23 protein-coding genes, 1 tRNA gene and 1 pseudogene are annotated in these 20,590 nt (G+C 65.6%); 8 read left to right on the top strand and 17 right to left on the bottom strand.

What is annotated here, in order from left to right; genetic code table 11:
- Positions 1–18: 18 nt before the first annotated feature.
- Positions 19–771: a type I methionyl aminopeptidase gene (gene map / locus TY51_RS11490; RefSeq protein ID WP_042249797.1), complete on the bottom strand. Its 753-nt coding sequence runs from the start codon at positions 769–771 to the stop codon at positions 19–21.
- Entirely contained in the window at positions 768–1,811 is a 1,044-nt protein-coding gene (locus TY51_RS11485) for an alpha/beta hydrolase (protein WP_197054743.1), read from the bottom strand. The genes map and TY51_RS11485 overlap by 4 nt, the downstream gene beginning before the upstream one ends.
- A gap of 428 nt (positions 1,812–2,239) precedes the next feature.
- Between TY51_RS11485 and TY51_RS11480 the strand changes: the two genes are divergently transcribed.
- Positions 2,240–2,533 carry a hypothetical protein gene (locus TY51_RS11480; protein ID WP_052650086.1) on the top strand — a complete coding sequence of 98 codons (294 nt, stop codon included), beginning with the start codon at positions 2,240–2,242 and terminating at the stop codon, positions 2,531–2,533.
- A 23-nt stretch (positions 2,534–2,556) separates the two neighbouring features.
- Here the strand turns inward: TY51_RS11480 and TY51_RS11475 are convergent, their stop codons facing one another.
- The 4 genes from TY51_RS11475 to TY51_RS11465 form a co-directional block, all read right to left on the bottom strand.
- The gene (locus TY51_RS11475; protein WP_052650084.1) at positions 2,557–3,507 is read right to left on the bottom strand and encodes an alpha/beta hydrolase; all 951 of its coding nucleotides are present in this window, start codon (positions 3,505–3,507) and stop codon (positions 2,557–2,559) included.
- Between the two features lie 349 nt (positions 3,508–3,856).
- Positions 3,857–5,245: a pyridoxamine 5'-phosphate oxidase family protein gene (locus TY51_RS11470; RefSeq protein ID WP_231559023.1), complete on the bottom strand. Its 1,389-nt coding sequence runs from the start codon at positions 5,243–5,245 to the stop codon at positions 3,857–3,859.
- Positions 5,246–5,277: 32 nt separating this feature from the next.
- Positions 5,278–5,517, bottom strand: a complete 240-nt coding sequence (locus TY51_RS23430; RefSeq protein ID WP_231559022.1) for a hypothetical protein — start codon at positions 5,515–5,517, stop codon at positions 5,278–5,280.
- An 11-nt stretch (positions 5,518–5,528) separates the two neighbouring features.
- Positions 5,529–6,164: a glutathione S-transferase family protein gene (locus tag TY51_RS11465; RefSeq protein ID WP_042249791.1), complete on the bottom strand. Its 636-nt coding sequence runs from the start codon at positions 6,162–6,164 to the stop codon at positions 5,529–5,531.
- 104 nt (positions 6,165–6,268) lie between these two features.
- Between TY51_RS11465 and TY51_RS11460 the strand changes: the two genes are divergently transcribed.
- Together TY51_RS11460 and TY51_RS22720 are read left to right on the top strand one after the other, a co-directional pair.
- Positions 6,269–7,207, top strand: coding sequence for a LysR family transcriptional regulator (locus TY51_RS11460; RefSeq protein ID WP_042249789.1), 939 nt, complete (start codon positions 6,269–6,271; stop codon positions 7,205–7,207).
- Between the two features lie 85 nt (positions 7,208–7,292).
- On the top strand, positions 7,293–7,532 hold the full coding sequence (locus TY51_RS22720; protein WP_042249787.1) for a hypothetical protein: 240 nt from the start codon (positions 7,293–7,295) through the stop codon (positions 7,530–7,532).
- A gap of 18 nt (positions 7,533–7,550) precedes the next feature.
- Here TY51_RS22720 and TY51_RS11450 read toward each other — a convergent pair whose 3' ends face one another.
- Entirely contained in the window at positions 7,551–8,381 is an 831-nt protein-coding gene (locus tag TY51_RS11450) for an NAD(P)H-binding protein (RefSeq protein ID WP_042249784.1), read from the bottom strand.
- A 100-nt stretch (positions 8,382–8,481) separates the two neighbouring features.
- Positions 8,482–8,817, bottom strand: a pseudogene (locus tag TY51_RS21060) (nuclear transport factor 2 family protein); the annotation flags it as partial.
- Positions 8,818–8,927: 110 nt separating this feature from the next.
- Here TY51_RS21060 and TY51_RS11445 point away from each other — a divergent pair.
- A complete protein-coding gene (locus TY51_RS11445; RefSeq protein ID WP_231559021.1) occupies positions 8,928–9,497 on the top strand; it encodes a TetR/AcrR family transcriptional regulator in 570 nt (189 codons plus the stop codon).
- 138 nt (positions 9,498–9,635) lie between these two features.
- Here TY51_RS11445 and TY51_RS11440 read toward each other — a convergent pair whose 3' ends face one another.
- Both TY51_RS11440 and TY51_RS11435 read right to left on the bottom strand, forming a co-directional pair.
- Positions 9,636–9,971: an Atu4866 domain-containing protein gene (locus tag TY51_RS11440; protein WP_081994922.1), complete on the bottom strand. Its 336-nt coding sequence runs from the start codon at positions 9,969–9,971 to the stop codon at positions 9,636–9,638.
- Positions 9,972–10,050: 79 nt separating this feature from the next.
- The gene (locus tag TY51_RS11435) at positions 10,051–10,770 is read right to left on the bottom strand and encodes an SDR family oxidoreductase (protein ID WP_042249778.1); all 720 of its coding nucleotides are present in this window, start codon (positions 10,768–10,770) and stop codon (positions 10,051–10,053) included.
- Positions 10,771–10,870: 100 nt separating this feature from the next.
- On the opposite strand from TY51_RS11435, the gene TY51_RS11430 reads away from it, so the two are divergent.
- Positions 10,871–11,749, top strand: coding sequence for a LysR family transcriptional regulator (locus TY51_RS11430; RefSeq protein WP_042249771.1), 879 nt, complete (start codon positions 10,871–10,873; stop codon positions 11,747–11,749).
- 35 nt (positions 11,750–11,784) lie between these two features.
- Here the strand turns inward: TY51_RS11430 and TY51_RS11425 are convergent, their stop codons facing one another.
- From TY51_RS11425 to TY51_RS11415, 3 genes are all read right to left on the bottom strand, one after another.
- Positions 11,785–13,230, bottom strand: coding sequence for a carotenoid oxygenase family protein (locus tag TY51_RS11425; RefSeq protein WP_197054742.1), 1,446 nt, complete (start codon positions 13,228–13,230; stop codon positions 11,785–11,787).
- Complete coding sequence (locus TY51_RS11420; RefSeq protein WP_231559020.1) at positions 13,230–13,577, bottom strand: DUF6220 domain-containing protein; 348 nt, start codon at positions 13,575–13,577, stop codon at positions 13,230–13,232. Before TY51_RS11420 ends, TY51_RS11425 begins: the two co-directional genes overlap by 1 nt.
- 75 nt (positions 13,578–13,652) lie before the next feature.
- Positions 13,653–14,219, bottom strand: a complete 567-nt coding sequence (locus TY51_RS11415) for an NAD(P)H-dependent oxidoreductase (protein WP_042249768.1) — start codon at positions 14,217–14,219, stop codon at positions 13,653–13,655.
- A 211-nt stretch (positions 14,220–14,430) separates the two neighbouring features.
- On the opposite strand from TY51_RS11415, the gene TY51_RS11410 reads away from it, so the two are divergent.
- Positions 14,431–14,730 carry a hypothetical protein gene (locus tag TY51_RS11410; protein WP_042249764.1) on the top strand — a complete coding sequence of 100 codons (300 nt, stop codon included), beginning with the start codon at positions 14,431–14,433 and terminating at the stop codon, positions 14,728–14,730.
- A gap of 2 nt (positions 14,731–14,732) precedes the next feature.
- Here the strand turns inward: TY51_RS11410 and TY51_RS11405 are convergent, their stop codons facing one another.
- Positions 14,733–15,026 carry a hypothetical protein gene (locus TY51_RS11405; protein WP_052650082.1) on the bottom strand — a complete coding sequence of 98 codons (294 nt, stop codon included), beginning with the start codon at positions 15,024–15,026 and terminating at the stop codon, positions 14,733–14,735.
- Between the two features lie 323 nt (positions 15,027–15,349).
- On the opposite strand from TY51_RS11405, the gene TY51_RS11400 reads away from it, so the two are divergent.
- Positions 15,350–16,105 (top strand): SDR family NAD(P)-dependent oxidoreductase, encoded by a 756-nt coding sequence (locus TY51_RS11400; RefSeq protein ID WP_042249762.1) that lies wholly within the window; start codon positions 15,350–15,352, stop codon positions 16,103–16,105.
- A gap of 57 nt (positions 16,106–16,162) precedes the next feature.
- On the opposite strand, the gene TY51_RS11395 is transcribed toward TY51_RS11400, so the two are convergent.
- Positions 16,163–17,050 (bottom strand): LysR family transcriptional regulator, encoded by an 888-nt coding sequence (locus tag TY51_RS11395; protein WP_042249761.1) that lies wholly within the window; start codon positions 17,048–17,050, stop codon positions 16,163–16,165.
- 100 nt (positions 17,051–17,150) lie between these two features.
- On the opposite strand from TY51_RS11395, the gene TY51_RS11390 reads away from it, so the two are divergent.
- Positions 17,151–18,302 (top strand): aldo/keto reductase, encoded by a 1,152-nt coding sequence (locus TY51_RS11390; protein ID WP_042249758.1) that lies wholly within the window; start codon positions 17,151–17,153, stop codon positions 18,300–18,302.
- A 222-nt stretch (positions 18,303–18,524) separates the two neighbouring features.
- On the opposite strand, the gene TY51_RS11385 is transcribed toward TY51_RS11390, so the two are convergent.
- Positions 18,525–20,306 carry a site-specific integrase gene (locus TY51_RS11385; protein ID WP_042249756.1) on the bottom strand — a complete coding sequence of 594 codons (1,782 nt, stop codon included), beginning with the start codon at positions 20,304–20,306 and terminating at the stop codon, positions 18,525–18,527.
- 115 nt (positions 20,307–20,421) lie between these two features.
- Positions 20,422–20,496 (bottom strand) — tRNA-Gln (locus TY51_RS11380).
- Positions 20,497–20,590: the final 94 nt, after the last annotated feature.

Below are 20,590 nucleotides of genomic sequence, written 5' to 3'. Positions count from 1 at the left end.
CTAGAGGTTGGGGGAGCCTCAACCCGGCAGGGTCAGGACGATGGGGCCGCGTTTCGTGGCGACGACGGTATGTTCATATTGCACGACGGGCGCCGGCGGGCTGGAATGCAGCGTCCAGTCATCGTGGCCGCCCTCTACCGCCCACGCTCCGCCAGAGGACAGGAAAGGCTCTACCGTCAGGAGCAGCCCGTCATGCATCTTGCGTTTGTCGCGCCGGTTGGGCCATGTGGCGATCTCGCTCGGGGCCTCGTGCAGGGCGCGACCAATCCCATGACTGGCAAGATTGCGGATCAGCGTATAGCCGTGCTTGGCTGCAAAAGCGCCCACGGCATTGCCGATCCCGGCCAGCGGCTTGCCATGCCCGACCTGCGCGATGCCGATCTCCATCGCGCGCCGCCCGTCGCGGCAGAGCCGTTGCAGTTCGGGCGCGACGGCGCCAAGAGTGAAGCTGGCCCCGGTATCGGCGAAATAGCCGTCCCGCGAGGCCGAGACGTCGATGTTGACCAGATCGCCCTGGCGCAGCTTGCGCGGGCCGGGGACGCCGTGGGCGATTTCCTCGTTGACGCTGATGCAGGTCGTGCCGGGAAAGTCGTAGGTGGACCGCGGCGCCGAGACCGCTCCTTCGCGCTCCAGCAGCTCGCGCCCGATTTCGTCCAGCTCCTGCGTTGTCATACCCGGCTCCATCGCCGCGGCCATGGCCTGCATCGTGTTCGCTACGACGCGGCCGATCTTGCGCAGTGCCTCCAGTTCGTCCTCATGCGTAATTGTCATTGGTAATCCTTTTGGTTGGGGCCTGTGAGGCTGTGCCGGGCGGTGCCAGGCCGGGCGGGGCGGGGCGAAGCCGCGCTCATCCCGCGCGCCCCAGTCTGCGGGCGACGAAGCCGGCGATCTCGCGCGACAGCGCCTGATCCTCGGGGGGTGACGCCGAAGCCGCCATGGGGCATCGCCTCGAAGACGTGCAGCTCGGCCGGCGCGCCCGCCTCGCGCAGCGCCCGGTGCAGGCGGACCGCGTTCGACAGCATCAGATCGCGGGTGCCGGTCTGGATGAAGGTCGGCGGAAAATCCGCCGCCAAGCGCCCGAAGAGCGGCGACAGATAGGGATGGGTCAGATCGGCGTCTCCGGCATAGAGCAGGTTCGCCCGCATCAGCGAGCCGTGGAGGTTGACGTCGAGACCGCGGTTGGTTCGGAAGCTGTCGCCCGACTCGGTCAGGTCCACCTCTGGCGAAAGAAGCACCAGCCCGGCGGGCGGCGGCAGGCCCTCGTCTCGGGCGCGCAGCACCGTGGCCAGCGCTAGGTTGCCCCCCGCCGAGCGCCCGCCGATCACCATGCGGCCGCTGCCGACCTCCGCGATCGCACGCCGATAGGCCGCGAGGCTATCGTCAAGCGCGGCGGGGAAGGGGTGCTCGGGCGGCATCCGGTAATCGACACCGTGACAGCAGAGGCCGTGCTGGGCGGCCGCGGCGCCTGCCGCCGCGCGACAGACCTCGCCCCCGCCGAATACGAAGGCGCCGCCGTGCAGGTCGAGATAGACCGCGTCGTGATGCACGAGGTTCGCGGGCCGCGCGACATGGACCGTGGCGCGGTCGACGCTGATCGTCGTGATTTCGGCCTCGCCGGCTTCCTGCGTCAGCAGGGCTTTGCGATAGGCCGCGTCCACCTGCACGCGAAGGGCGCGCCAGGCATCATGATCGGCTGGATCGGGCAGGGCCTGCGCCGCATTGGCCGGCACGCCACCGATCACGGCCGCCGGCAGTCGCGCCTGCGCTTCGACGCTGAGCGAAGCCGGCACTGGAATGACGCGCGCGTCCATCCGGATTCCGTCCGCAGGCGGGTCTGTCGATGAGGTCACTGACTGCTCCTTGCGCCTGCGTTCGATGATTGCCGCTCTTGAAGAGCCTTGCGCGGCCGCCCGAGGGTCATCAGGCTCGACCAAGGAAACGCTTTTATGGTGCGCAGAAAGCCCGACCAAGCCAGAAAATGCATGGGGGCGCATAAGCCTGCCTTATGCCGAACAATCCTTCCGATAGGCCAGACTTTTCCGGCCAGCGTCATGCTGGTGCAATCTTGCGCGGTCACGAGCCTTTCGACATCCGCCCGGTCCGACCGGCTCAAATATGAAAATGGCTTGCTTATCATGATCATGCAAAGAACTTCATGCGGTCCTGTGGAATCGGGCCGACAATGACCACACGTCCCTTCCTTGTATTGACGATTCTGAGTGTGGGTTACTGGACCCTTGTGGCGAGTCTGGCGAAGACGCCCGAACCTTGGGACGCGGAAGACTATTGGACGCTGGCCTATCCGCTGTCCATCCTGATGGCCGCAGTGGCGGGAGCCGCCTTTGACCGGAGGGCTTGGCTTGCCGGGCTGGTGCTGACGATGGGGCAGCTTCCGGTCTTGTTGGTTCAGAGCGGGGGCGGGCCGATGATCGCGGTCGGCCTGCTGCTGCTTGTCGTGCTGGCCATTCCGGCAGCGATCCTGTCCGGCTGTTCGGGCTGGCTGGCACGCCGCTGGTGCGGCAGCCTCGGCTGATCGGCCTCAGACCCGCGCCCGGGTCAGGGCGATCCATCCGGGCCGGCGCTTGGCCTGATGCGGGTGACAAAATCCGCGACCGCCTCAACAACCTCGGGGGCGATGGGCAGGTCGGGGTCCGAATAGGTGGCGATATTCTCTGGCAATCCATCCGACGGGACGGTCTTCAGCACGTGGTTCACCTCGGGCAGGATCGCCAGATCGGCCTGCGGCGCGGCATCGGCAAGAATGCGGGCGTCATCCTCGGGCACCTGCACGTCGCGGCCGCCCTGCACGACGAGGACGGGCACCTGCAGATCCGCAATCAGCCGGGCTGGATCATGGCTGAAGACATCGATGAGAAACCCCTGCACCTGAGGCGAAAAGATCAGCTGCAGCGCGGCGGGCAGCGTCGAGGCATTCAGCCTTTCGCCCCGCTCCAGTGACCGTAAGGCGGTCTCGGCGGCCTCGGCAAGCGGGGCATTGGCCGGATTGTCGCGGAATTGCTGGCGCATGACATCCGCAATGGGCCGTCCGGGGGCGCCGGCAAGGACCAGCCCGCAGGACGCGGCAAGACGGTCCATCACCGCCAGGGCGACCAGACCGCCCTCGCTATGGCCTAAGGGGATGACGCAGCGCGGGCCGCTGGTGCCCGGCAGGCTGTCGCGGATGTTCTCGGCCCAGGCCAGCAGGTCGTCGCCATAGCCCGCGATGGTGACGTCATTGGGATCGCTGACGGCCTCGGCCGAGCCGAACATCCCGCGCTTGTCGATGCGGACCGAGGGAATGCCCCGTTCGGCCAGGGCCTTGGCCAGCAACGCATAGGGCGCGGCGGTGACGCCAAGCGGCGAATTCCCGTCGCGGTCGGTCGGCCCCGATCCGGGCACGATCAGCAGGACCGGCATATCATCGGCCAGCCCGGCATCGGGCAGGGTCAACGTTCCCGCCAGCGCACCTTGCGGGCCGGGGGCGGTGATTTCGGTCTCGACGGTCAAGGGGTCTCCTCCCACGGCTTGCGTAACATTGAGGCACAGGATCAGGACCGCGCCGCACAGCAGGCTGAGCGCCCTGCCGGTGGATTCAGCCCGCAGGGCGGCCCCGAAGGTTGAGGGGCGCAATGGCGCCGGATGCGCCCTGCTGGCGCCAACTCTTTTCATCACTCACTGTTCCCCGATAAAAAGCCCAATCTACACCCGTTCTAGGCGCGCGATCTGGCGAGGCGCGGCGGTCGCGCGGTTTACCCACCGGCAGGCCCTGCATCGGGAGGGCCGCTGCATTTCCCCAATTAACGGTTTTTCGTCAGAGGGATGCAACTCACCTCTGCATGATCGGCGGGGTCCCGCGTCAGGGCGCCGCTGTCGAGGTTGCGCCATCAACGGCGGGTGCGGCAGGGCCGAAGGTTTCGGCATGGATGCGATCGGCGTGGATGCCGTGTTCCTCAAGCCCGGCCCGGATCTCGGCCATGAACCGGGTCGGACCGCAGAGCATGAAATCGGCCCCGGTCGCCGACGGCAATGCCGCCAGTTCGGCTGCTCCGACCCGCCCGGTTCGGTCGAAGGCGGCGATATCGTCGCTTTCGATCGGCGCCGTATAATGGATCTGGCGGGTGGCGCGGTCGCTCTGGTCCAGCAGATGCTGCAGCTCGGCTGCGAAGGCGTGATCGCGGCCGTTCCTTGTGACATGGACGAAACGCACCGGCCGGGAGGGCCGGGTGCTGATCGTCGCATGCAGCATGGACAGCATCGGCGTGATCCCGACCCCGGCGCTGACAAGAACAAGCGGACGATCGCCTTGGGGCAGGGTGAAATCGCCCTGCGGCGGGCGGGCGTCAATCTCGTCTCCGATGCCGATCCGGTCGTGCAGGAAGCGCGAGGCGATGCCGTAGGTCTCACGCTTCACGCTGATGCGCCAGGTCGGGGCCGCCGGGCTGCCCGACAGGGAATAGCTGCGCTCGACCCCCGCCGCATGGCCGGGGGTATTCAGCCGCACGGGCAGGTGCTGTCCCGCCTCGGATCCGCCTGGCAAGGATCCCTTGGCCGGGGCCAGATGGAATGAGGTGATGCCCGCGCTTTCGGGAACCTTGTCCACGATCTTCAGCCGCAGCCAGCTGTCGGCCGACCGCCAGCGCAGCGACAGGGCGCCGGGGCGGTCGACCACGCTGTCGACGGCGACGCGTATCATGCGCCGCGCGGCCGGATCGTGGCTGTCCTGTGGGTTCCAGTCGATCCGGGCGAGCCCGCCGACATGCAGCAGTCCGCCCGTGGTGAAGTCGACGAACAGCAATCCCAGACGGGGGTTGAGCAGCAGGTTCCCCAAAGTGTTGAAGAAGTTGTTGCCGGAATAGTCCGGGATCAGCAGCGAGCCGTCATCCTGAACCTTAACGAAGCCCGGCGCGCCGCCGCGATGCGAGGCGTCAAATCCCCCCGATCCGGTCGCGCGGTCCGGTCCGGGAAGCCCCGATCCAATGAACAGCGTGTCCGCCGCTGAGATCCGCCGGGCCTGCCCGGCATCGAGCCGCTCTGAGATACGCGGCGCGGGGGCCCCGCTGTGTGTCACGCGGGACCAGTCGCGGGAATGGATGTATTGCGGGCAATTGCCGAAACTCTGCTCGACCTGCAGGCCATAGCCCTGCGCGGTCGGTGTCAGCGTGCCGTTGAGCCGGTTGCGGCGGCGGCTGGCCAGGTCGATCCCCAGCAGCCCGACCGGCCCGCCCCTGGCAAGCCCGGCGGCCAACGGATCGTCCTCGGGCAGGCGGGATCCGATGGTCAGACGGGCCGGGTCGGGCGACGAGACGAACCGCCCGGCCCTTCGAGGATCGAGACCCAGACCCGCCCGTCCATCCCCGCGCCCGAGACGACCAGAAAGGGCAGATCGGCGAAGAACGCGCGATGCTGGTCGGGCATGGCCTTGCGGATGAAGGCGCCGCCGGACGCGGCGCTCTCGGTCGTGCCGGCCAGCCTCTGGGCGGCCTGCTCGCCTGTGTGAAACGGGGTGGGCTGAGCCATCGCGCGCTCCTTCACGCCAGGGCGGGCGAGCGGGCCATGCCGACGAAGCCCTCAAGCGCCTCGACGCGCGTAAGCCAGGTGCGGATTGCGCGATAGGCGCTAAGGCCGACCCCGCCTTCGGGGGCATGCGCGATGTAGCTGTAGCTCGCGATGTCGGCCAGCGTCACGCGGTCCGCCGCCAGCCAGTCGCGGGCGCGCAGATGTGCCTCCATAACAGAGAGCAGGGCATGGCTGCGGGCGACCGCAGCATCGTGATCCAGATCCGCGTCGAACAGGGTCACCAGCCGCGCGGCGCAGGGGCCCGACGCGATCTCTCCGGCAGCGATGGACAGCCAGCGCTGGATTTCCCCCGCCTCGACCGGATTGCGGCCCTGCCAAGCCGACGCCGCGCCATAGCGCGCGACAAGATAGACCAGGATCGCATTCGAATCCGACAACGTCACGCCGTCATCGTCTATGGCCGGAACCTGACCCAAGGGACTGATGGCGAGATAACTCGGCACCTTGTGTGCCCCTACTGCCATATCCAGATCCACCGTCTCGTAGGGCAGGCCCAGCAGGGACAGCATCAGTTCCACCCGATGGCAATGCCCGGACTTCGGATGGCGATAGAGAATGAACGGGCTGCGCTTTGCGTCATCTGTCATCTGTCTTGCTCCTTGTGTGCTGAGGGCAAAATAGAGATAAACAGATACCGAATTAATACGCTTCCTCTGTATTGTACTGTTTCTATAAATGAAAGAATGGAGGCATGGACAAGCTGCAATCCCTGCGGGTCTTCGTCGCGGTTGCCGATGCGGGCAGCTTTTCCGGGGGCGCCCGGTCCCTGGGGATCAGCGCGCCTTCGGCCACACGGGGCGTCGCCGAGGTCGAGGCCGCGACCGGGGCGCGCCTTTTCATCCGCACCACGAGGCAATTGTGCCTGACCGAGCCCGGGCGCGCCTATCTCGAAGAGGTGCGCGATATCCTCCGGCAATTGCAGGCCGCCGACGATGCGGTCTCGGGCGCAGCGGCGCAACCCGTCGGCACGCTGCGCATCACCTGCCCGCAGGAATTCGGGCGGCTGCACCTTGCACCGCTGGTCACCGATTTCCTTGAAGCACATGACGGCATCAGCGCCGAACTGATCATGCTGGACCGCATAGTTAATCTGGTTGAAGAGGGGTTCGACTTGGCGCTGCGCATCGGGCCGCTGCCGTCGTCAGAGTTGACTGCCGTCAAGGTAGGCGAGGTGCGGCGGGTGATCTGTGGCGCACCCGGATACATCGAGGCGCACGGGCTGCCGTCCGTCCCCTCTGACTTGCCGGGGCACCGGCTGATCGCCGCGCGAACGGACGCCGCCCCGCTGGAATGGCGGTTCGGCGCGGACGAGACCTTTGCGCTGAGGATCAAGCCGCGCCTGACGATGAACAGCGTCGCGGCCTCTTTGGACCTTGCCCGGAGGGGCTGGGGCCTGACGCAGGCGCTGAGCTACCAGATTGCGGAGGATGTCGAGCAGGATCGTCTGCGCATCCTACTTGCGCCATTTGAGCCGACGCCGCTGCCGGTTCATATGGTCCATGTCGAAGGCCGCCGTGCCGCAGGCAAGGTCCGGGCCTTCCTCGATTTCGCGGCGCCCCGGCTGCGTCGGATCCTGAACGGCGGCGATCTAAGAACTGCCTCGATGTCGTCCGGACGGGGTGGGCCGTAACTCCGGATCGCGGACACCCATATGTCACGTGCTGCGGCATAGGTGCCCCATATCCTATACCCGTCGTCGCCGGATCAGGACCAGGTTGTCCTCCAGCATCGCCTCGGTTCCGTCGGGGCCGCGTCCGGGTCGCATGACGAACCCCCTAGCGACCGAGGGCTTCGTCGAGAGGAGTCTGATCCTGCGCCCGTTCCGCCCCAAGATCGCCTTTAAGAGCCTGCTGCTGTTCCGTCCTGACAATCAGCGCGCCACGCTCGTCCAGAACTTCACCAAGGGCCTCTTCGAGCTGCGCAATTCCATCACGATCCCGGACAGCGAGGCGTGAGGGGCGGGCGGCCCGCTCTCAGGTCCAGCTTGCGGCGGCCCTTGCGGCAAAGACGCGGAACGGGGCCGAGGGCCGGCCGGTTACCCGTTCGACCCCGTCCGTCGTCGCTTCCTCGGCTCCGGCCGCGATGGCTCGGTCCAGATCCGTCAGCGTCTCGGCATAGCCCGCCGGCAGCCCTTGGGCGACGAAGCGTGCGGTCAGCGCGGCGGGCTCCAGTGAGACATGGCGCACCGGCCGGCCGAGCGCCGCCGCGATGAGGGCGGCCGCGTCGTCATAGCTCAGCGCCTCAGGCCCGGTCAGCACGACGTCGGCGTTGAGGGGCGCCGATGCGACCAGGCAGGCCGCCGCCGAGGCCGCGATGTCATCGGCGTCGATGAAGCCGACCCGCCCGGTGCCCGTGGCCGAGTAGATCACGCCCTCGTCCCGGATCGTCGCGGTATGCGGCCCTTCCGAGAAGTTCTGCATGAACCACGAGGGGCGCAGCACGGCCCATTCTGGTGCGTTTCGCGCCAGCCAGGCATGGACCTGCCCCATCATCGGCCCCCCGGCCTCCAGCAGTGACGAGCTAAGCAGCACGAAGCGTCGCACGCCGCGCTGCATCGCCGCATCGAGAACGGGCTCCATGACGGTCAGATGGTCGGTGCGGTCGGTCGGCGCTACGAGATAGGCCGCCTCGCATCCGTCGAAGGCCGCGGCCGAGCCCGGGTCCGCCCAATCGAAGCGCCAGTCCTGCGGGCCGGACGGCCGTCGCGTGCCAAGGACGACGTCGACCCCGTGCGCGGCGAGATGCGCGGCGACGCGCCGGCCAGTCTTGCCCCGGCCGCCGGTGATCAGGACGCGCGCCGTCATGCCGCCGCCTCCGCGAAGGCGCCGCAGCGGCCTCGGGGCCGCCCAGGGCCGTCAGCACGACCAGCGGGTTCCAGTAGTCGCGATACCCCGCGATGTGCCCGTCCCGCAGCGTGACCACCGAAATGTAGTCCTGATGATAGGGCGCCCCAGTGCGCGTGCCAGTGCCGGTGCATGAGAACTCGAAGATCACAGTGTCGCCGTCGGAGTGGACGCTGCTGAGCCGCATCAGCCCGAAGTTGAGAAGCGGGCCGAGCCGCGCGAGATGGGCCTCCAGCGCCGCCCGGCCGTCCAGTCGTCTCGGCAGCCCGTTGGGCGCGTAGGGAAACTCGAAGATGACGTCCTCTGTGAAGAATCCGGACAGGCTGTCTGCGGGGGCCAGCCTGGGCCCGAGCGCAGCGCGCAGAAGATCGGCGAAGCTGTTGAACTTGTCGCTCATGTCGAAACCTCTTATGGTCGGAACGGTTACGTATCGACCATATGGGAGAGCTTACGTTGGAACGCAACCGTTCCGTCCAAAAAACTAGACGGACGCCCTCGGGCGCGGCCGTGCCGAGCGTCGCGCTGACAGAGGCGCTTTACCGCGCGTTCTTCCAGGAATGGGCCGAACGCGGATTTGCGGCGATCAGCATTGAGCGGGTGGCGACGCGGGCCGGCGCCGGAAAGGCGGCGATCTACCGCCGCTTTTCGTCGCACCAAGACTTTGCCGCAGCTGCGGTTTCGGCGCTTGGGGTGCAGATCGCCATGCCTGAGGATCGTGGCAGCCTTCACGCCGATGTCCTGGTCTTTCTGACCCGCCTGCGGGCTGTCCTGCGCCATCCCCTGATCCGCCGCATCCTGCCCGACCTTCACGCCGAGGCCGCCCGGTCGCCGGCGATGCGGGACCTGAACGACCGCGTGGCCAGATCGCGCCGGAACCTCGCGCAGGTTCTGCTGGACCGTGCGATCGCCCGGGGCGAGCTGCCCGGCGATCTGGATCGCGATCTCGCATTGGATCTGCTGCCCGCGCCGCTTTACTGGCGGATGGTGGTTCTGGGGATCACGCCGACGCGGACCCAGCTGGCAGCCGAGGCGGGTGCGATTGTCGCGGCCCTGTCCGCTGTCGGCCTCCAGGAATAATGTCGAAAAGCTTCCTTCATTGGGCTTTCAGGCACATCTTGCGGTTTGATCACGGTATCATGTGAGGGCCCGTCTTGATGGACGCGGCCGGGGCGATCCCGGCCGCGTCCGGTCGGCTCGGCGGCTTCGTCTTGCGGATCATCGCTGGCGAAAGAAGATCATTCCGGCGTGATGCAGCTCATCGTCGCTGACGAACGTGCCTCCTGCCTCGAAACCGGTATCGTCCCAGTAATGGATCCGGTTGCCGGTGATCTCGTAGCGGCCCTGATAGGCGCTTTGTCGCGTGCCGCGGGCCTCGTCGTATCGGCCATTCGCCAGAAGCTCCTGGCGGATGCGTCCGTCGGCGGTGACCCACATGCCGATATAGGGATGTTGCTGCATCTCAGCCTTCTCTGTCCTGTTCGGGATTTCTGCCGCCCGTGTCGCAGGCGATGCCTCGAGCGCGGAAAAGAGTGAGAGCACCAGGGCGATCATCGGCGGCCCTCCTGCGGCTTGCGGGACATCCGGCCCTGCCATGCGGCGTGGCGCGGCCGCTGCGCGATGAGCGGCATGGTCATGTCGCCCCAGTAGGCCGGATGGTGATTTCGGACGTGTCCACGCTGTCGGGCGCCTCGATCACGTGGCGCACCGCGCGGGCGATATCCGCCGGTCTCAGCGAGATGGCGCGATACGTGTCCATGAAGGCGCGCGACTCGGCATGAGTGATTGTCGAGGCCAGCTCGCTTTCCACGACGCCCGGATTGACGCAGGTCACGCGGATCGTGCTGCTTTCCTGACGCAGCCCGTCCGATATCGCCCGCACTGCGAACTTCGTGGCGCAGTAGACAGCCGCCGTTGGCACCGATTGCAGCGCCCCGATCGAGCCGATGGTGATGATCTGGCCGTGACCCTGCGCCTCCATCGTGGGCAGCACCGCGCCAATGCCCCACAGCACGCCCTTGATGTTCACCTCGATCATCCGGTCCCATTCCTCGAACTTGCAGGCCTCAAGGGGCGACAGGGGCATGATCCCGGCATTGTTGATCAGCACGTCGATCCGTCCCCAAAGCGCAAGCGCACGCTGCGCAAAGGCCTGCATGTCCGCCCGGTCGGTGACATCCAGCGCCGCAGTCTCGACCACGGCGTCCCTGGCACGCAGTTCGTCGGCCAGCGCCTCCAGCCTGTCCGTCCGCCTTGCGCCTAGCAGAACCTTGGCGCCAGCCCCGGCCAGCGCGCGGGCCAGCCCCTCGCCGATGCCGCTTGATGCGCCGGTGATCAGAATGACCTTGTCCATCCTTTGCCTCCTTTGGTTTGTGTGTCCCTCCAGGATGGACGCATCGGACCTGTTTCGGTATCATGCAGATGATGGACGCGGTGGTAAGCAAATCTGAACAATGAACCTAAACCTGCTGCCGCTTCTTCTGGCCGTCGCCGAAGAGCGGAACTTCACCGCTGCTGCTGACCGGTTGGGGATCGCACGCTCGGCCGTCAGCCAAGGCGTGCGCCGTCTGGAGGACATACTTGGCCAGCAGCTTGTGGCGCGCACGACGCGCTCCGTCAGGCTGACCGAGGCCGGAGAGCGGCTGGTCGAGGGCCTTCGGGGTCCGATGGCATCGGTGATGACCGCGCTCGAGATGCGGGACGATGTGCCGCGCGGGCGGTTGCGCCTGGCCGTGACCTCGATCGCCGAGGAATTCCTGTCGGGCCCCTTGCTGACGCGCTTTGCCGAAGCCTGCCCCGAGGTGATTCTGGACGTGACCGTGACGGACGAGGAATTCGACATCGTGGCCCATGGATTTGATGCCGGGGTCCGGCTGGGTGAGGTGATCGAACAGGACATGATCGCCGTGCCGATCGGCGGCGCGCAGCGCGAGACCGCCGTTGCCACGCCCCGCTATCTGGAAGGCCGCAGCACGCCGCAGCATCCGCGCGATCTGCTGTCGCATCGCTGCATCGGCTGGCGGCCCAGGCCGGACACGGCGCCCTGGCGATGGGAGTTCGTCGAGAACGGGCAGCCCTTCGATGTCGCGGTCGAGCCGCAGGTGACGACGAATGACCTGCGCCTCATGATCCGCATGGCGCTGGCCGACGGTGGCATCACCTTCGGCCCGTGGGAGTGCTTCAGGCCGCATGTCGAGAGCGGCGCGTTGGTGCCGCTACTCGAACCGTATCTGCCGCCCTTTCCAGGCTTCCTGCTGTATTACCCGCAGCGTCAGCACATCGCCCCCAAGCTGCGCGCGCTTGTGGATCATGTGCGCCGCTGGCCTGGGTGACTGGACCCGCCTTGGCCCCGTGCTCGGGTGCCTTGTCAGATCGCGCTGTCGTCGATCCACGATCCGTGAACGCCGGCCGGGGTCCAGACGGGGATTTCGATACTGGCGACAGGCTTGCGGATGTCGCGCGCATCGATGATCCACAATTCGCCGATATTGGCGCGCAGGTCGGTGACGAAGCTGAGCAGCCATCCGTCATCCTCGGCCTGGCCCTCGGGATCAGGCACGAAGCAGGGCTCGCCCGCATAGACGCCCTCGGGGAGGACCAGCCGGTCCACGCGGTCGCTGTGCATGTCGTATTTCACCAGCCCGCAGGTCTGCTGCCCCGGCCCCGGAAACGACACCGCATAGGCATAGCGGTTGGCGCGGCCCGTGAAGGCATCGTTGATCTTGGGGAACTCAATCGTCGTCTCGTCCTTGATCTCGGACCGGGCGGTGCGTGCGGCAAGGTCGATTGTCCACCGCGAGCGGCGGCTGCCCTGGACCGGCAGCGATCCGTGACCCGATACGCCCTCGATGAAGGCCGAGGCGGCCGACCAGCTGGCCTTGTCAAAATGCGGGCATTCAACAGTGATCGTGCCGTCCGCATTTTCCCATGCATTTGTGAAATGCAGCACATAATAGGGATCGACGTCGATCCAGATGATGTCGCCCTTGGACCGGTCGCGCGGCAGAATGCCGATCCGGCCCGGATAGCGGTCGTTCCACGTGTAGGGGAAATGCAGCCCGCTGCCCAGATCGAGCGTCACGTTGGGGTCGAACCAGATGACGTAATTCTCGGTGATCGCGAAGTCGTGGATCACCGATCCGGCCGGCCCCTCGATCACCTCAGAGTGAGTCAGCCGCCCGTTCGCATCCGCGACATGATAGGTCAGGAAGGGCGGCAGCGGCGAATTCCCGAAGAACAGCAACTCGCCCGTCCGGGGATCGACACGCGGATGTGCGGTCATCATCGTCTCGAGCGCGCCGTTGAAATCATGGACCCCCAAGGTCTCCAGCTCGGGGGTGACCTCAAAGGGCAGGTTGACCTCTTGCAGGGCCAGGATGCGGCCCGCATGGGCGATCACGCTGGTCGCGGCGGTGCTGGCGGTCAGGTCCATCGAACCATCCTCGCGAAATAGCGGTGCGCCTTCCAGCGCGGGGGTCCGGATCCAGCGGTTGCGATACCATTCGGCGTGGCCGCCCGCGATGCGCAGCCCATGGATCATGCCGGCGCCATAGAACCAGGCACCCGGGTTCTCTCCGTTCTGCGGGTTGTGGCCGTTCCGGAAATACCGCCCCGACAGCGCCTTGGGGATCGCCCCGCGCACCGGCAGGTCGAAAGCCGTCGCTTCGGTGTCCACGGGGCGGAAATGGCCGGACAGAAAGCTGGGCGTGCCCACCCCTTCGGCCATCGAGCGGAACGTCGTCATCGAGCTTGCGACAGTGGCGGCGGCAAGTCCGCTTGCCATGCGCAGCAGTTGGCGTCTGGAAAGGGTCATCACTGGTCTCCGTTGATGTGGTGGTTCTTGGCGCGCCGCCGCTCGACCTTGGCCGGCTGGACAAGACTGGCGGCCAGCAGCAGCGCGGCGTTGAAGGGGTGAAAGGCCAGGGGCAGCGGCTGGGCTTCGGCGGCCAGCGCCAGTTGCACCCCGTAAAGGACAAGGATCACCCCGGCCCACCAGCCAAAGCCCCGCAGATGACGGCCCCAAAGTGCTCCGGCCAGCATCGCCATCACGGGAACGGCCAGTAGGCCGCCGACCGCACCGTGCAGGCCCCATAGCCGTGCATCTTGAAACAGCGCCCCTCCGGCCAGCAGGAATTGCAGGAACAGCCCCGCTGGAAGCATTCAGGCCGACAGAGTGAACCAGAGGGGTGTGCCGCGATGCAGATCGCCTAGCGTGTCATGCGGCCTGATCATGGCTCAGACCTCGGCCGGGGTGGTGGCGCTGATCCAGCGTTCCAGTGCCGTGGCGTAATCACCGGCGGCGGCATCGCGCTCGGCCGGGGTCAGCCGGTCGGCTTCGTAAAGGAAGAACGGCGCGTCCATGACCAGTCCGCAGCGGTTGGCCGTCGCCCAGAGGGGCGCCAGAAGATCCGTGAGCGGCATCAGGTTCGCGCCGCCCGGGCGATAGGCGCTGGCCTTGTTGCCCGCCGTCACGGCCAGCATCAAGGGCTTTCGGCGCAGATGGCGTCCTTCCTCTTCGGGGGCCAGATAGACCATCCGCGTCAGGACCGCGTCCTGCCACGCCTTCAGCAGGGGCGGCGTCGAATACCAGTGCAGCGGGAATTGCAGCACGATCCGGTCGGCGGCCATCAGCATCGCGGCCTGGGCGTCGGCATCGGAAAACGAGACCCCGCCATCGGCGCGCGTCGCCGTCATATCGATGACGGTCACGCCCGGCACCGTCCTGGCGGCACTGGCTAAAGCGGCATTCGCGTGGGATCGGCTTAGGTCAGGGTGGAAGACAAGAACAAGGGTTTGGGTCATGGCTGCCTCGGCATAGGGAACTGGCGCGACCATGATACGCGGCGATAAATCAATCCAATCGATTAAAGGTATGATGGGTTATCGACTGGACGAATGATTCGCACGGCCGACGCCGATCTGTTCGGCGCGTCAGGACAATAGCCCGGGCTTGGGACTTCTATGCGCTGCAGCGCCCCGAACCGGCAGAGTGGGGGATACCGGTCGGGCTCACATGCCCAAGCCCGCGAACGCCTTCGTGCTGACCGAGGATGGCAGCCTGCACCGCATCGACCTGCTGTCGGCCCAGATCGAGCAGTCCGCCCGCGTGACCGAGCCCTATTCGATGGACGGCCACTGGAGCGACGCCCGCCCGCGCATCGCCATGGCCGGGGATGAGGTCGTCGTGACCGACCCGAATGCCGGCCTGATCCGTCGCATCAGCACGGGCGACTTGTCCGAACTGGGCACGATCGAGGTCGAAGGCATGCCCTATAACATCGCCGTCGCCGGCGGCAGCGGCGTTGTCCACTGACATCAGCGCACCCGGCCTGTCACAGGCCGGGTGCCTCCCCAAAGGGCCGCAGCGATATCGGCGGCGCTTACCTCGGTGGCGGGACGGTGGATCACCATCGACCGCCGCGTCAGGTCCATGCTCAGGATCGTGATCTGTGTCGCCGGCCCCGGACAGGAGGGATCTTGGCAGGGGAACGCGGCAACGCTGACCAGCACCTGAGGTGCCAGCCCAGCCTCGGCCCGCACCAGCCGGCGCAGGCGCCCGAAATGCCACGCGGCCGCCGCCTTGTCCTTAATCGGATCCGCAAGTCTCATCCGTGCCTCCGGCCCTCGGCCGACCACCGAATGACAGGACGCCCGCCTGCCGTTGCCGCCGATCGGTTGGCCAGATCGACAGGAAGACGGAGATGACCTAAGCGGTTGGCATGTGCCTCGGCATGGCGGCGAACGAGGGTGAGGAGGCTGGGCATTGCACCAGCGAGTCAGAGAGGCGTGCAGCATCACGTAATAACGGCCCGCCCCGAGCGAAGTTTTTGTCCGAACTTCGGTGGACCAGCCAAAGGTTCCCGAGAAACATGCAACAACCGCCGGCCATAGTAGCTCATCTTCTTCTTATTCGCTGATGATAAGAGCAAGACATGAGCAAGATCGCATTTGTGACGGGCGCCAACCGTGGCCTTGGCTACAACACCGCACACTCCATCTCCCGCGGCGGTGGCGATGTCATTGTGGCGTATCGCAGCAATGCTGCACAGGCCGAGGACGTCGTTGGGGAGATCAAGGCGCTCGGTCGCGAAGTCGTGACGATCAGGCTGGATATCTCAGAGCTGGCTGAGTTTTCGACGTTTGCCAGCGATTTGCAGCGTTGCCTAAGCGATGTTTGGAGCCGTGACAGCTTCGATCGTCTGGTGAACAACACTGTGCATGGAAAGCTCATGCCATTCGCCGAGACCACCGAGGCGCAGTTTGACACGCTCTTCGACATGCATGTCAAAGGCGTCGACTTCCTGACGCAGGCCGTGCGGGCGCTTACCGCCGATGGCGCGAGGAACGTGAATATCTTTTCCGGTCTTACGCGGTGTTCGGCCGAGGACTTCCCCGGCTACGTCATGGCTAAGCGGGCAATCGAGGTGCTGACGCGCTATTCAGCAAAGGAGCTTGGGCCCCACGGCATCGCCGTGAACAAGGTGGCGCCGGGCGCCATCGAGACTGATTTCGGCGGTGGCATCGTGCGGATCAACGGCGATTTGAAGGCGGGTTGTGCCGGAATGACGGCTCTCTGCCGCGTGGACGTGCCTGACGACATCGGCCCGATGGTGACGCGCCTGCTTTCCGACGACAACCGGTGGGTCACGGGGCAGAGGATCGAGGTCTCGGGCGGGCAAGCGATCTGAACGGGTCCCCAAGGTTGGCGCGACCGTGCCGGCCCCGCGCGGTGCAGCCCCTGCCCACTATTCCTTGAGATGGTCAATCAACGCGCGCAGCGGCGCGGGGACCTGTCGTCGGCTCGCGTGGAATAGAAAGGCGCCGGGATAAAGTTGGCACCAGTCGTCCAGCACCCGCTCCAGCCGTCCTGTGGCAAGGTCCGCGGCCACATCTTGCTGTTCGGTCCAGCCGATTCCACAGCCCGCCCGCACCGCGGCAAGCGCCAAGTCCGCCGAATTGCAGGCAAGCGGGCCGCGAACCTGAATGCGCAACTCTTTGCCGTCATTTTCGAAATCCCACGGCAACAACGATCCGTTGCCGAGGTTGCGATACGTGATGCACGGATGGCCGAGCAAATCACGCGGATGGCGGGGGCGGCCGTGGGTGCTCCAGTAATCCGGCGTCGCAACCACAGCCATGCGCAGCGACGGGCCGATCCGCACGGCGATCATGTCGCGCTCGACGCTCTCACCGAACCGGATGCCCGCATCGAAGCCCAGAGACACCAGATCACGCAGGCCGTCATCGACATTCACCTCGACCGTAACGCCCGGATGGCTGCTGAGAAAGCCGGGCAGCTTGCGCGAGAGCAGCGTCGAGGCCAGCCAGTGGAAGGTCGTCAGCCGCACCGTCCCTGCAGGCGAGGCACGCCATTCGGCCAACGTTGCGAGACCTGCATCGATCTCGGCCAGCGCCGGAGCCAGGCGGTCCAGCAGCGCCGCGCCGGCCTCGGTTGGGGCGACCGAGCGGGTGGTCCTCGCCAGGAGTCGCAGGTCGAGCCGTTCCTCCAGCGCCCGTATCGCGTGGCTGAGGGCCGAGGGCGATACGCCAAGCTCCGCAGCCGCCGCAGTGAAGCTGCGCGTCCGGGCGATGACCGCGAAGGCCGCTAGATCGTTGAGGTTCTGCCGTGTCATCTGTGAAGAATACTCACAGGCTCATGCCACGGAAAGCGGCTAATGGGCCGCGCCGCGCGGCTCTACGCTCACGGCATCACCGCAGCGAGGAGCATGATCCATGCAGATGACCGACTACCGCAGCTTTGGCCAATCGGGGTTGATCGTCAGCCCGCTGACGCTTGGCACCATGACCTTCGGCGCGGGCCGGTGGGGCAGCGACCTGGCCGAGGCGCGTAGCATCTTCGACGCCTATGTGGCGGCGGGCGGCAATGTCATCGACACGGCCGACGTCTATAGCGGCGGCGAGAGTGAAAGGATGCTGGGCCAGTTCGTGGCGGAGAGCGGGCTGCGCGACCGTCTGGTGCTGTCCACCAAGTCCGGCTTTGCCCGGTCGCAGGGCCATCCGCTGCATGGCGGAAACGGCGCGATCAACATCCGTCTGGGGATCGAGGGCTCGCTGCGGCGTCTCGGGACCGATCGGATCGACCTCTACTGGATGCATGTCTGGGACCGAACGACCCCGCCGGAAGAGGTGCTGCGGACGCTGGCCGCCGCGGTCGCGCGCGGCGAGATCCTTTATTACGGCTTCTCGAACACGCCGGCCTGGTATGTCGCCAAGGTGGCCACGCTGGCCGCGGCGCATGGTCTGCCGGGGCCGATCGGGTTGCAGAACGCCTGGTCGCTGATCAAGCGCGGGGTCGAGCTGGACCTCGCGCCGGTGGCCGAGCATTTCGGGCTGGGGATCATGCCCTGGAGCCCGCTGGCCGGCGGCCTGCTGACCGGCAAGTATGGCCGCGAGATGCTGGCCGAGGCCGGCCGCACCTCCGCGGTGCCGGATCGCGCCATGGATGCCGAAGCGGGCAGGAGCGACCGGCTGAGCGGCGACAACCCCTATGGCGGCATGCTGTTCACCGAGCGCAACTTCGGGGTCGTGGAATCCCTGCGCGACGTAGCGGCAGAATTGGACGTCCCGATGGCGCAGGCGGCCCTGGCGTGGGTCATGTCGCGGCCGGGCGTCGGCACACTGCTGATGGGCGTCAGCCGGCCGGGGCAGGTAATGGCCAATATCAAGGCGCTGGAGATCACTTTGTCGCCGGAACAGAAGGTCCGACTGCACGAGGCCGGCGCTCTGCCGGCGCTGAACCCCTACTCAATTTTCCAATTGCCGCGCGAGGTGATCTTCGGCGGACAGTCCGTGCAGCCGTGGATGGTGGCGGCGACCAGCCGCGGAGCCGCTTTGCCCGTTTCTCAAGCGGCGGAAACAGCATAAAGATGTCGCTGCGCGTTGCACCACCGTTTAACCTCGCGATGCAGCACTCCAGCCCCAACAATAGATGGACGTCGGCTTCGGGCCGAATGCACCGGCGAAAATATGTCACGAAGTGGAAAGCTGATGCTGTGCCGCCGACTGTCGAACCGCGCCGTAATCGACCCGGAAGGCAGCGGCTTCGCCGGAAGGGAACACGTCTCGACGGCTGGGGCCCAATGAGTGCTAAAACACACGCGGCAAAGCATCTACCGCCTCCTTCATGATCGGGAGCGGGGTTCGCTTTCCGTAGATGCGATCCTCCGTCAAGTCTACCAAATGGCCCAGAATGTGGTGGCGGGTCAGCTTTTCAACTCTTTGCTTAAATCTCAATTCATCGATCACGTAGTGCCTGAAAGAGTGAAACCTTTTATCTCTGGCGGTTGGCCCAAGCTGCTTGTCCAGCATTGCTCTAAAGTTGTAGTGGATGTCGTCGCCGAGATTTGCCCGTGCCGACTTTCGCTTGAGTTCAGGGAAAATTCTGCCGGTTTCGACTTGGGCAATATGTTTCAGGAAACCGAGTTCAATCAGGTGTTCGTGGATAGGCACCTTTCTTTTCGATTGCAGGTTCTTGAGACGGCGAACCTCAGTAAAGGCGAATTCGAACGCCCATACCCCGTCTTCATTGATAATGTCCGATCTGCACAGCCCGGCAATTTCCTCCCTGCGCGCGCCGGTATATGCCGCGATCATCGGGATCCAGTAGAGACCATCCTTGATAACCAAGGCTCCAGGCGATGTGCGTCGGGCCGAACTGCGGCATCCTGACCAGATGGATCCTTCGAACAGCTTGCGGATATCAGAACGCTCAAATGGGGGAACCTTGTCCTGATCATCCTCTACATCGGACTCTCGAAGGTCCTTGACGTCGATGGTCCCCTGCGTCGGAAGTCCTTCGGCATTTGCATGCTTGACGATCTGGGCAACGAAGCCAAGGTTCCTATTGACCGTCGCGGGCGACAAACCGACTTTGGCAGACGTTTCGGCCGCAGCCGCAATGATGTCAGCCAGCGGCACCAACTTTTCTTTGGGGCTTTTTCGATAGGCTGGAGGAAGCCGGGACATCACGTCGCAAAAAACGGCAATGTCCGACTGTTTCAGGCGCCTGATATCGGTCACCCCGGTGGCCTCGACCAGAAGCGCGGCAGTGTTGCGGATCTGGTAGGCCGTCTTCTCCGTCGCTCGCCCGAGTTTCATTTTCTTGGTTGTCAAGCGATCTGCGATGGCAGCAATCGCGGGATCAAAGGCCGGCTCAGTCTCCTGGGTGACTGGGGTGGTAGGCTCGGAGCCTCCTTGCTCAAGGGCCTCCGCGACCTTCAGCGCCTCGGCAAGGGCTGGGTCCCGGCGCTGCGACGCGTTCAGATAGACAGCGGCGCGACCCCGAAGATAGATGGTCCGCGCGTCGAGGAAATCGTGAGCGCTCGGGAGGGCATCTCCTGTGATCGCTGAGATCCCGTTCTGGATCTTGCTTTCCACGCTCGGAGCCAGCACCTCACCTGCCGCCTGCGAAAGGTAGGCCTCGACCCGCTCGAAGGAAGACTTTGGCACGCCTTCGGAGACCAGTTCCTGCTTTTCCTCATCGCCGAGTTCGGCGCTGACCCCATCCCGCGCCAAAAGCCTGAGTGCGTGCCCCATGGCCCGGTCCTCTTCTGCATTCATACGGGCATAGCCGGTTTCGCGACTGTCTGACTGTGCCCGCTTGCGGCGTTCGATGCGGGCCATCTCGTCCCGGACAACCTGCTCCAGCCATTGCCTGGCCGCTTCTTTGGAAAGTCCGTCCAGTGCCATCGCTTCGAAGACCTCGTCACTTTCATGCGTCAGGATGCCCGCGAGGCGCCGTGCGGTTGCCGGACAGGCCGTTCCCAGACTGACCTGAAGGTGGAGGCTTTCGCAACCGATACGTGTGGGAATGCGACGGCGCCATGTGTAGATAGCGGCCCGGCGAAAGACGAAGTTTGCGATGCCCATTCGTGGCCCTCGAAGCTGGGGCGCGGTAGGTCTGGAAGACAGGCATGGAGGACATCGGTCCAATAGCGTGCCTGGCGGCTGCTTCCTGCTTATCTTCCAATATCTTAGACGATGTTGGCTGGGGCGGTAGGATTCGAACCTACGGTACACGGTACCAAAAACCGATGCCTTACCACTTGGCCACGCCCCAACTGTGGAGGGTGATTACCCAAGCCCGCAGATGGGTGCAAGACGAAAAATGCAGAAATCTTGCCCCCGTCCGAAAGCCCCGGTATCGACGCGCC

The organism is Paracoccus sp. PAMC 22219, assembly GCF_000787695.1.
In the GTDB taxonomy this organism is placed as follows: domain Bacteria; phylum Pseudomonadota; class Alphaproteobacteria; order Rhodobacterales; family Rhodobacteraceae; genus Paracoccus.
This window is presented reverse-complemented; position numbering and strand designations above follow the sequence as displayed.

What these genes read in the sequence shown, in the direction of transcription:
- TY51_RS11450 (WP_042249784.1), bottom strand. Translation starts at nt 8,381, where the DNA reads ATGACGGCGCGCGTCCTGATCACCGGCGGCCGGGGCAAGACTGGCCGG.
- TY51_RS23430 (WP_231559022.1), bottom strand. Translation starts at nt 5,517, where the DNA reads ATGGCTCAGCCCACCCCGTTTCACACAGGCGAGCAGGCCGCCCAGAGG.
- TY51_RS11390 (WP_042249758.1), top strand. Translation starts at nt 17,151, where the DNA reads ATGCAGATGACCGACTACCGCAGCTTTGGCCAATCGGGGTTGATCGTC.
- TY51_RS11410 (WP_042249764.1), top strand. Translation starts at nt 14,431, where the DNA reads ATGCCCAAGCCCGCGAACGCCTTCGTGCTGACCGAGGATGGCAGCCTG.
- TY51_RS11430 (WP_042249771.1), top strand. Translation starts at nt 10,871, where the DNA reads ATGAACCTAAACCTGCTGCCGCTTCTTCTGGCCGTCGCCGAAGAGCGG.
- TY51_RS11465 (WP_042249791.1), bottom strand. Translation starts at nt 6,164, where the DNA reads ATGACAGATGACGCAAAGCGCAGCCCGTTCATTCTCTATCGCCATCCG.
- TY51_RS11415 (WP_042249768.1), bottom strand. Translation starts at nt 14,219, where the DNA reads ATGACCCAAACCCTTGTTCTTGTCTTCCACCCTGACCTAAGCCGATCC.
- TY51_RS11420 (WP_231559020.1), bottom strand. Translation starts at nt 13,577, where the DNA reads ATGCTTCCAGCGGGGCTGTTCCTGCAATTCCTGCTGGCCGGAGGGGCG.
- TY51_RS11395 (WP_042249761.1), bottom strand. Translation starts at nt 17,050, where the DNA reads ATGACACGGCAGAACCTCAACGATCTAGCGGCCTTCGCGGTCATCGCC.
- TY51_RS11400 (WP_042249762.1), top strand. Translation starts at nt 15,350, where the DNA reads ATGAGCAAGATCGCATTTGTGACGGGCGCCAACCGTGGCCTTGGCTAC.
- TY51_RS11385 (WP_042249756.1), bottom strand. Translation starts at nt 20,306, where the DNA reads ATGGGCATCGCAAACTTCGTCTTTCGCCGGGCCGCTATCTACACATGG.
- TY51_RS11485 (WP_197054743.1), bottom strand. Translation starts at nt 1,811, where the DNA reads ATGGACGCGCGCGTCATTCCAGTGCCGGCTTCGCTCAGCGTCGAAGCG.
- TY51_RS11405 (WP_052650082.1), bottom strand. Translation starts at nt 15,026, where the DNA reads ATGAGACTTGCGGATCCGATTAAGGACAAGGCGGCGGCCGCGTGGCAT.
- TY51_RS11435 (WP_042249778.1), bottom strand. Translation starts at nt 10,770, where the DNA reads ATGGACAAGGTCATTCTGATCACCGGCGCATCAAGCGGCATCGGCGAG.
- TY51_RS11460 (WP_042249789.1), top strand. Translation starts at nt 6,269, where the DNA reads ATGGACAAGCTGCAATCCCTGCGGGTCTTCGTCGCGGTTGCCGATGCG.
- map (WP_042249797.1), bottom strand. Translation starts at nt 771, where the DNA reads ATGACAATTACGCATGAGGACGAACTGGAGGCACTGCGCAAGATCGGC.
- TY51_RS11440 (WP_081994922.1), bottom strand. Translation starts at nt 9,971, where the DNA reads ATGATCGCCCTGGTGCTCTCACTCTTTTCCGCGCTCGAGGCATCGCCT.
- TY51_RS11425 (WP_197054742.1), bottom strand. Translation starts at nt 13,230, where the DNA reads ATGACCCTTTCCAGACGCCAACTGCTGCGCATGGCAAGCGGACTTGCC.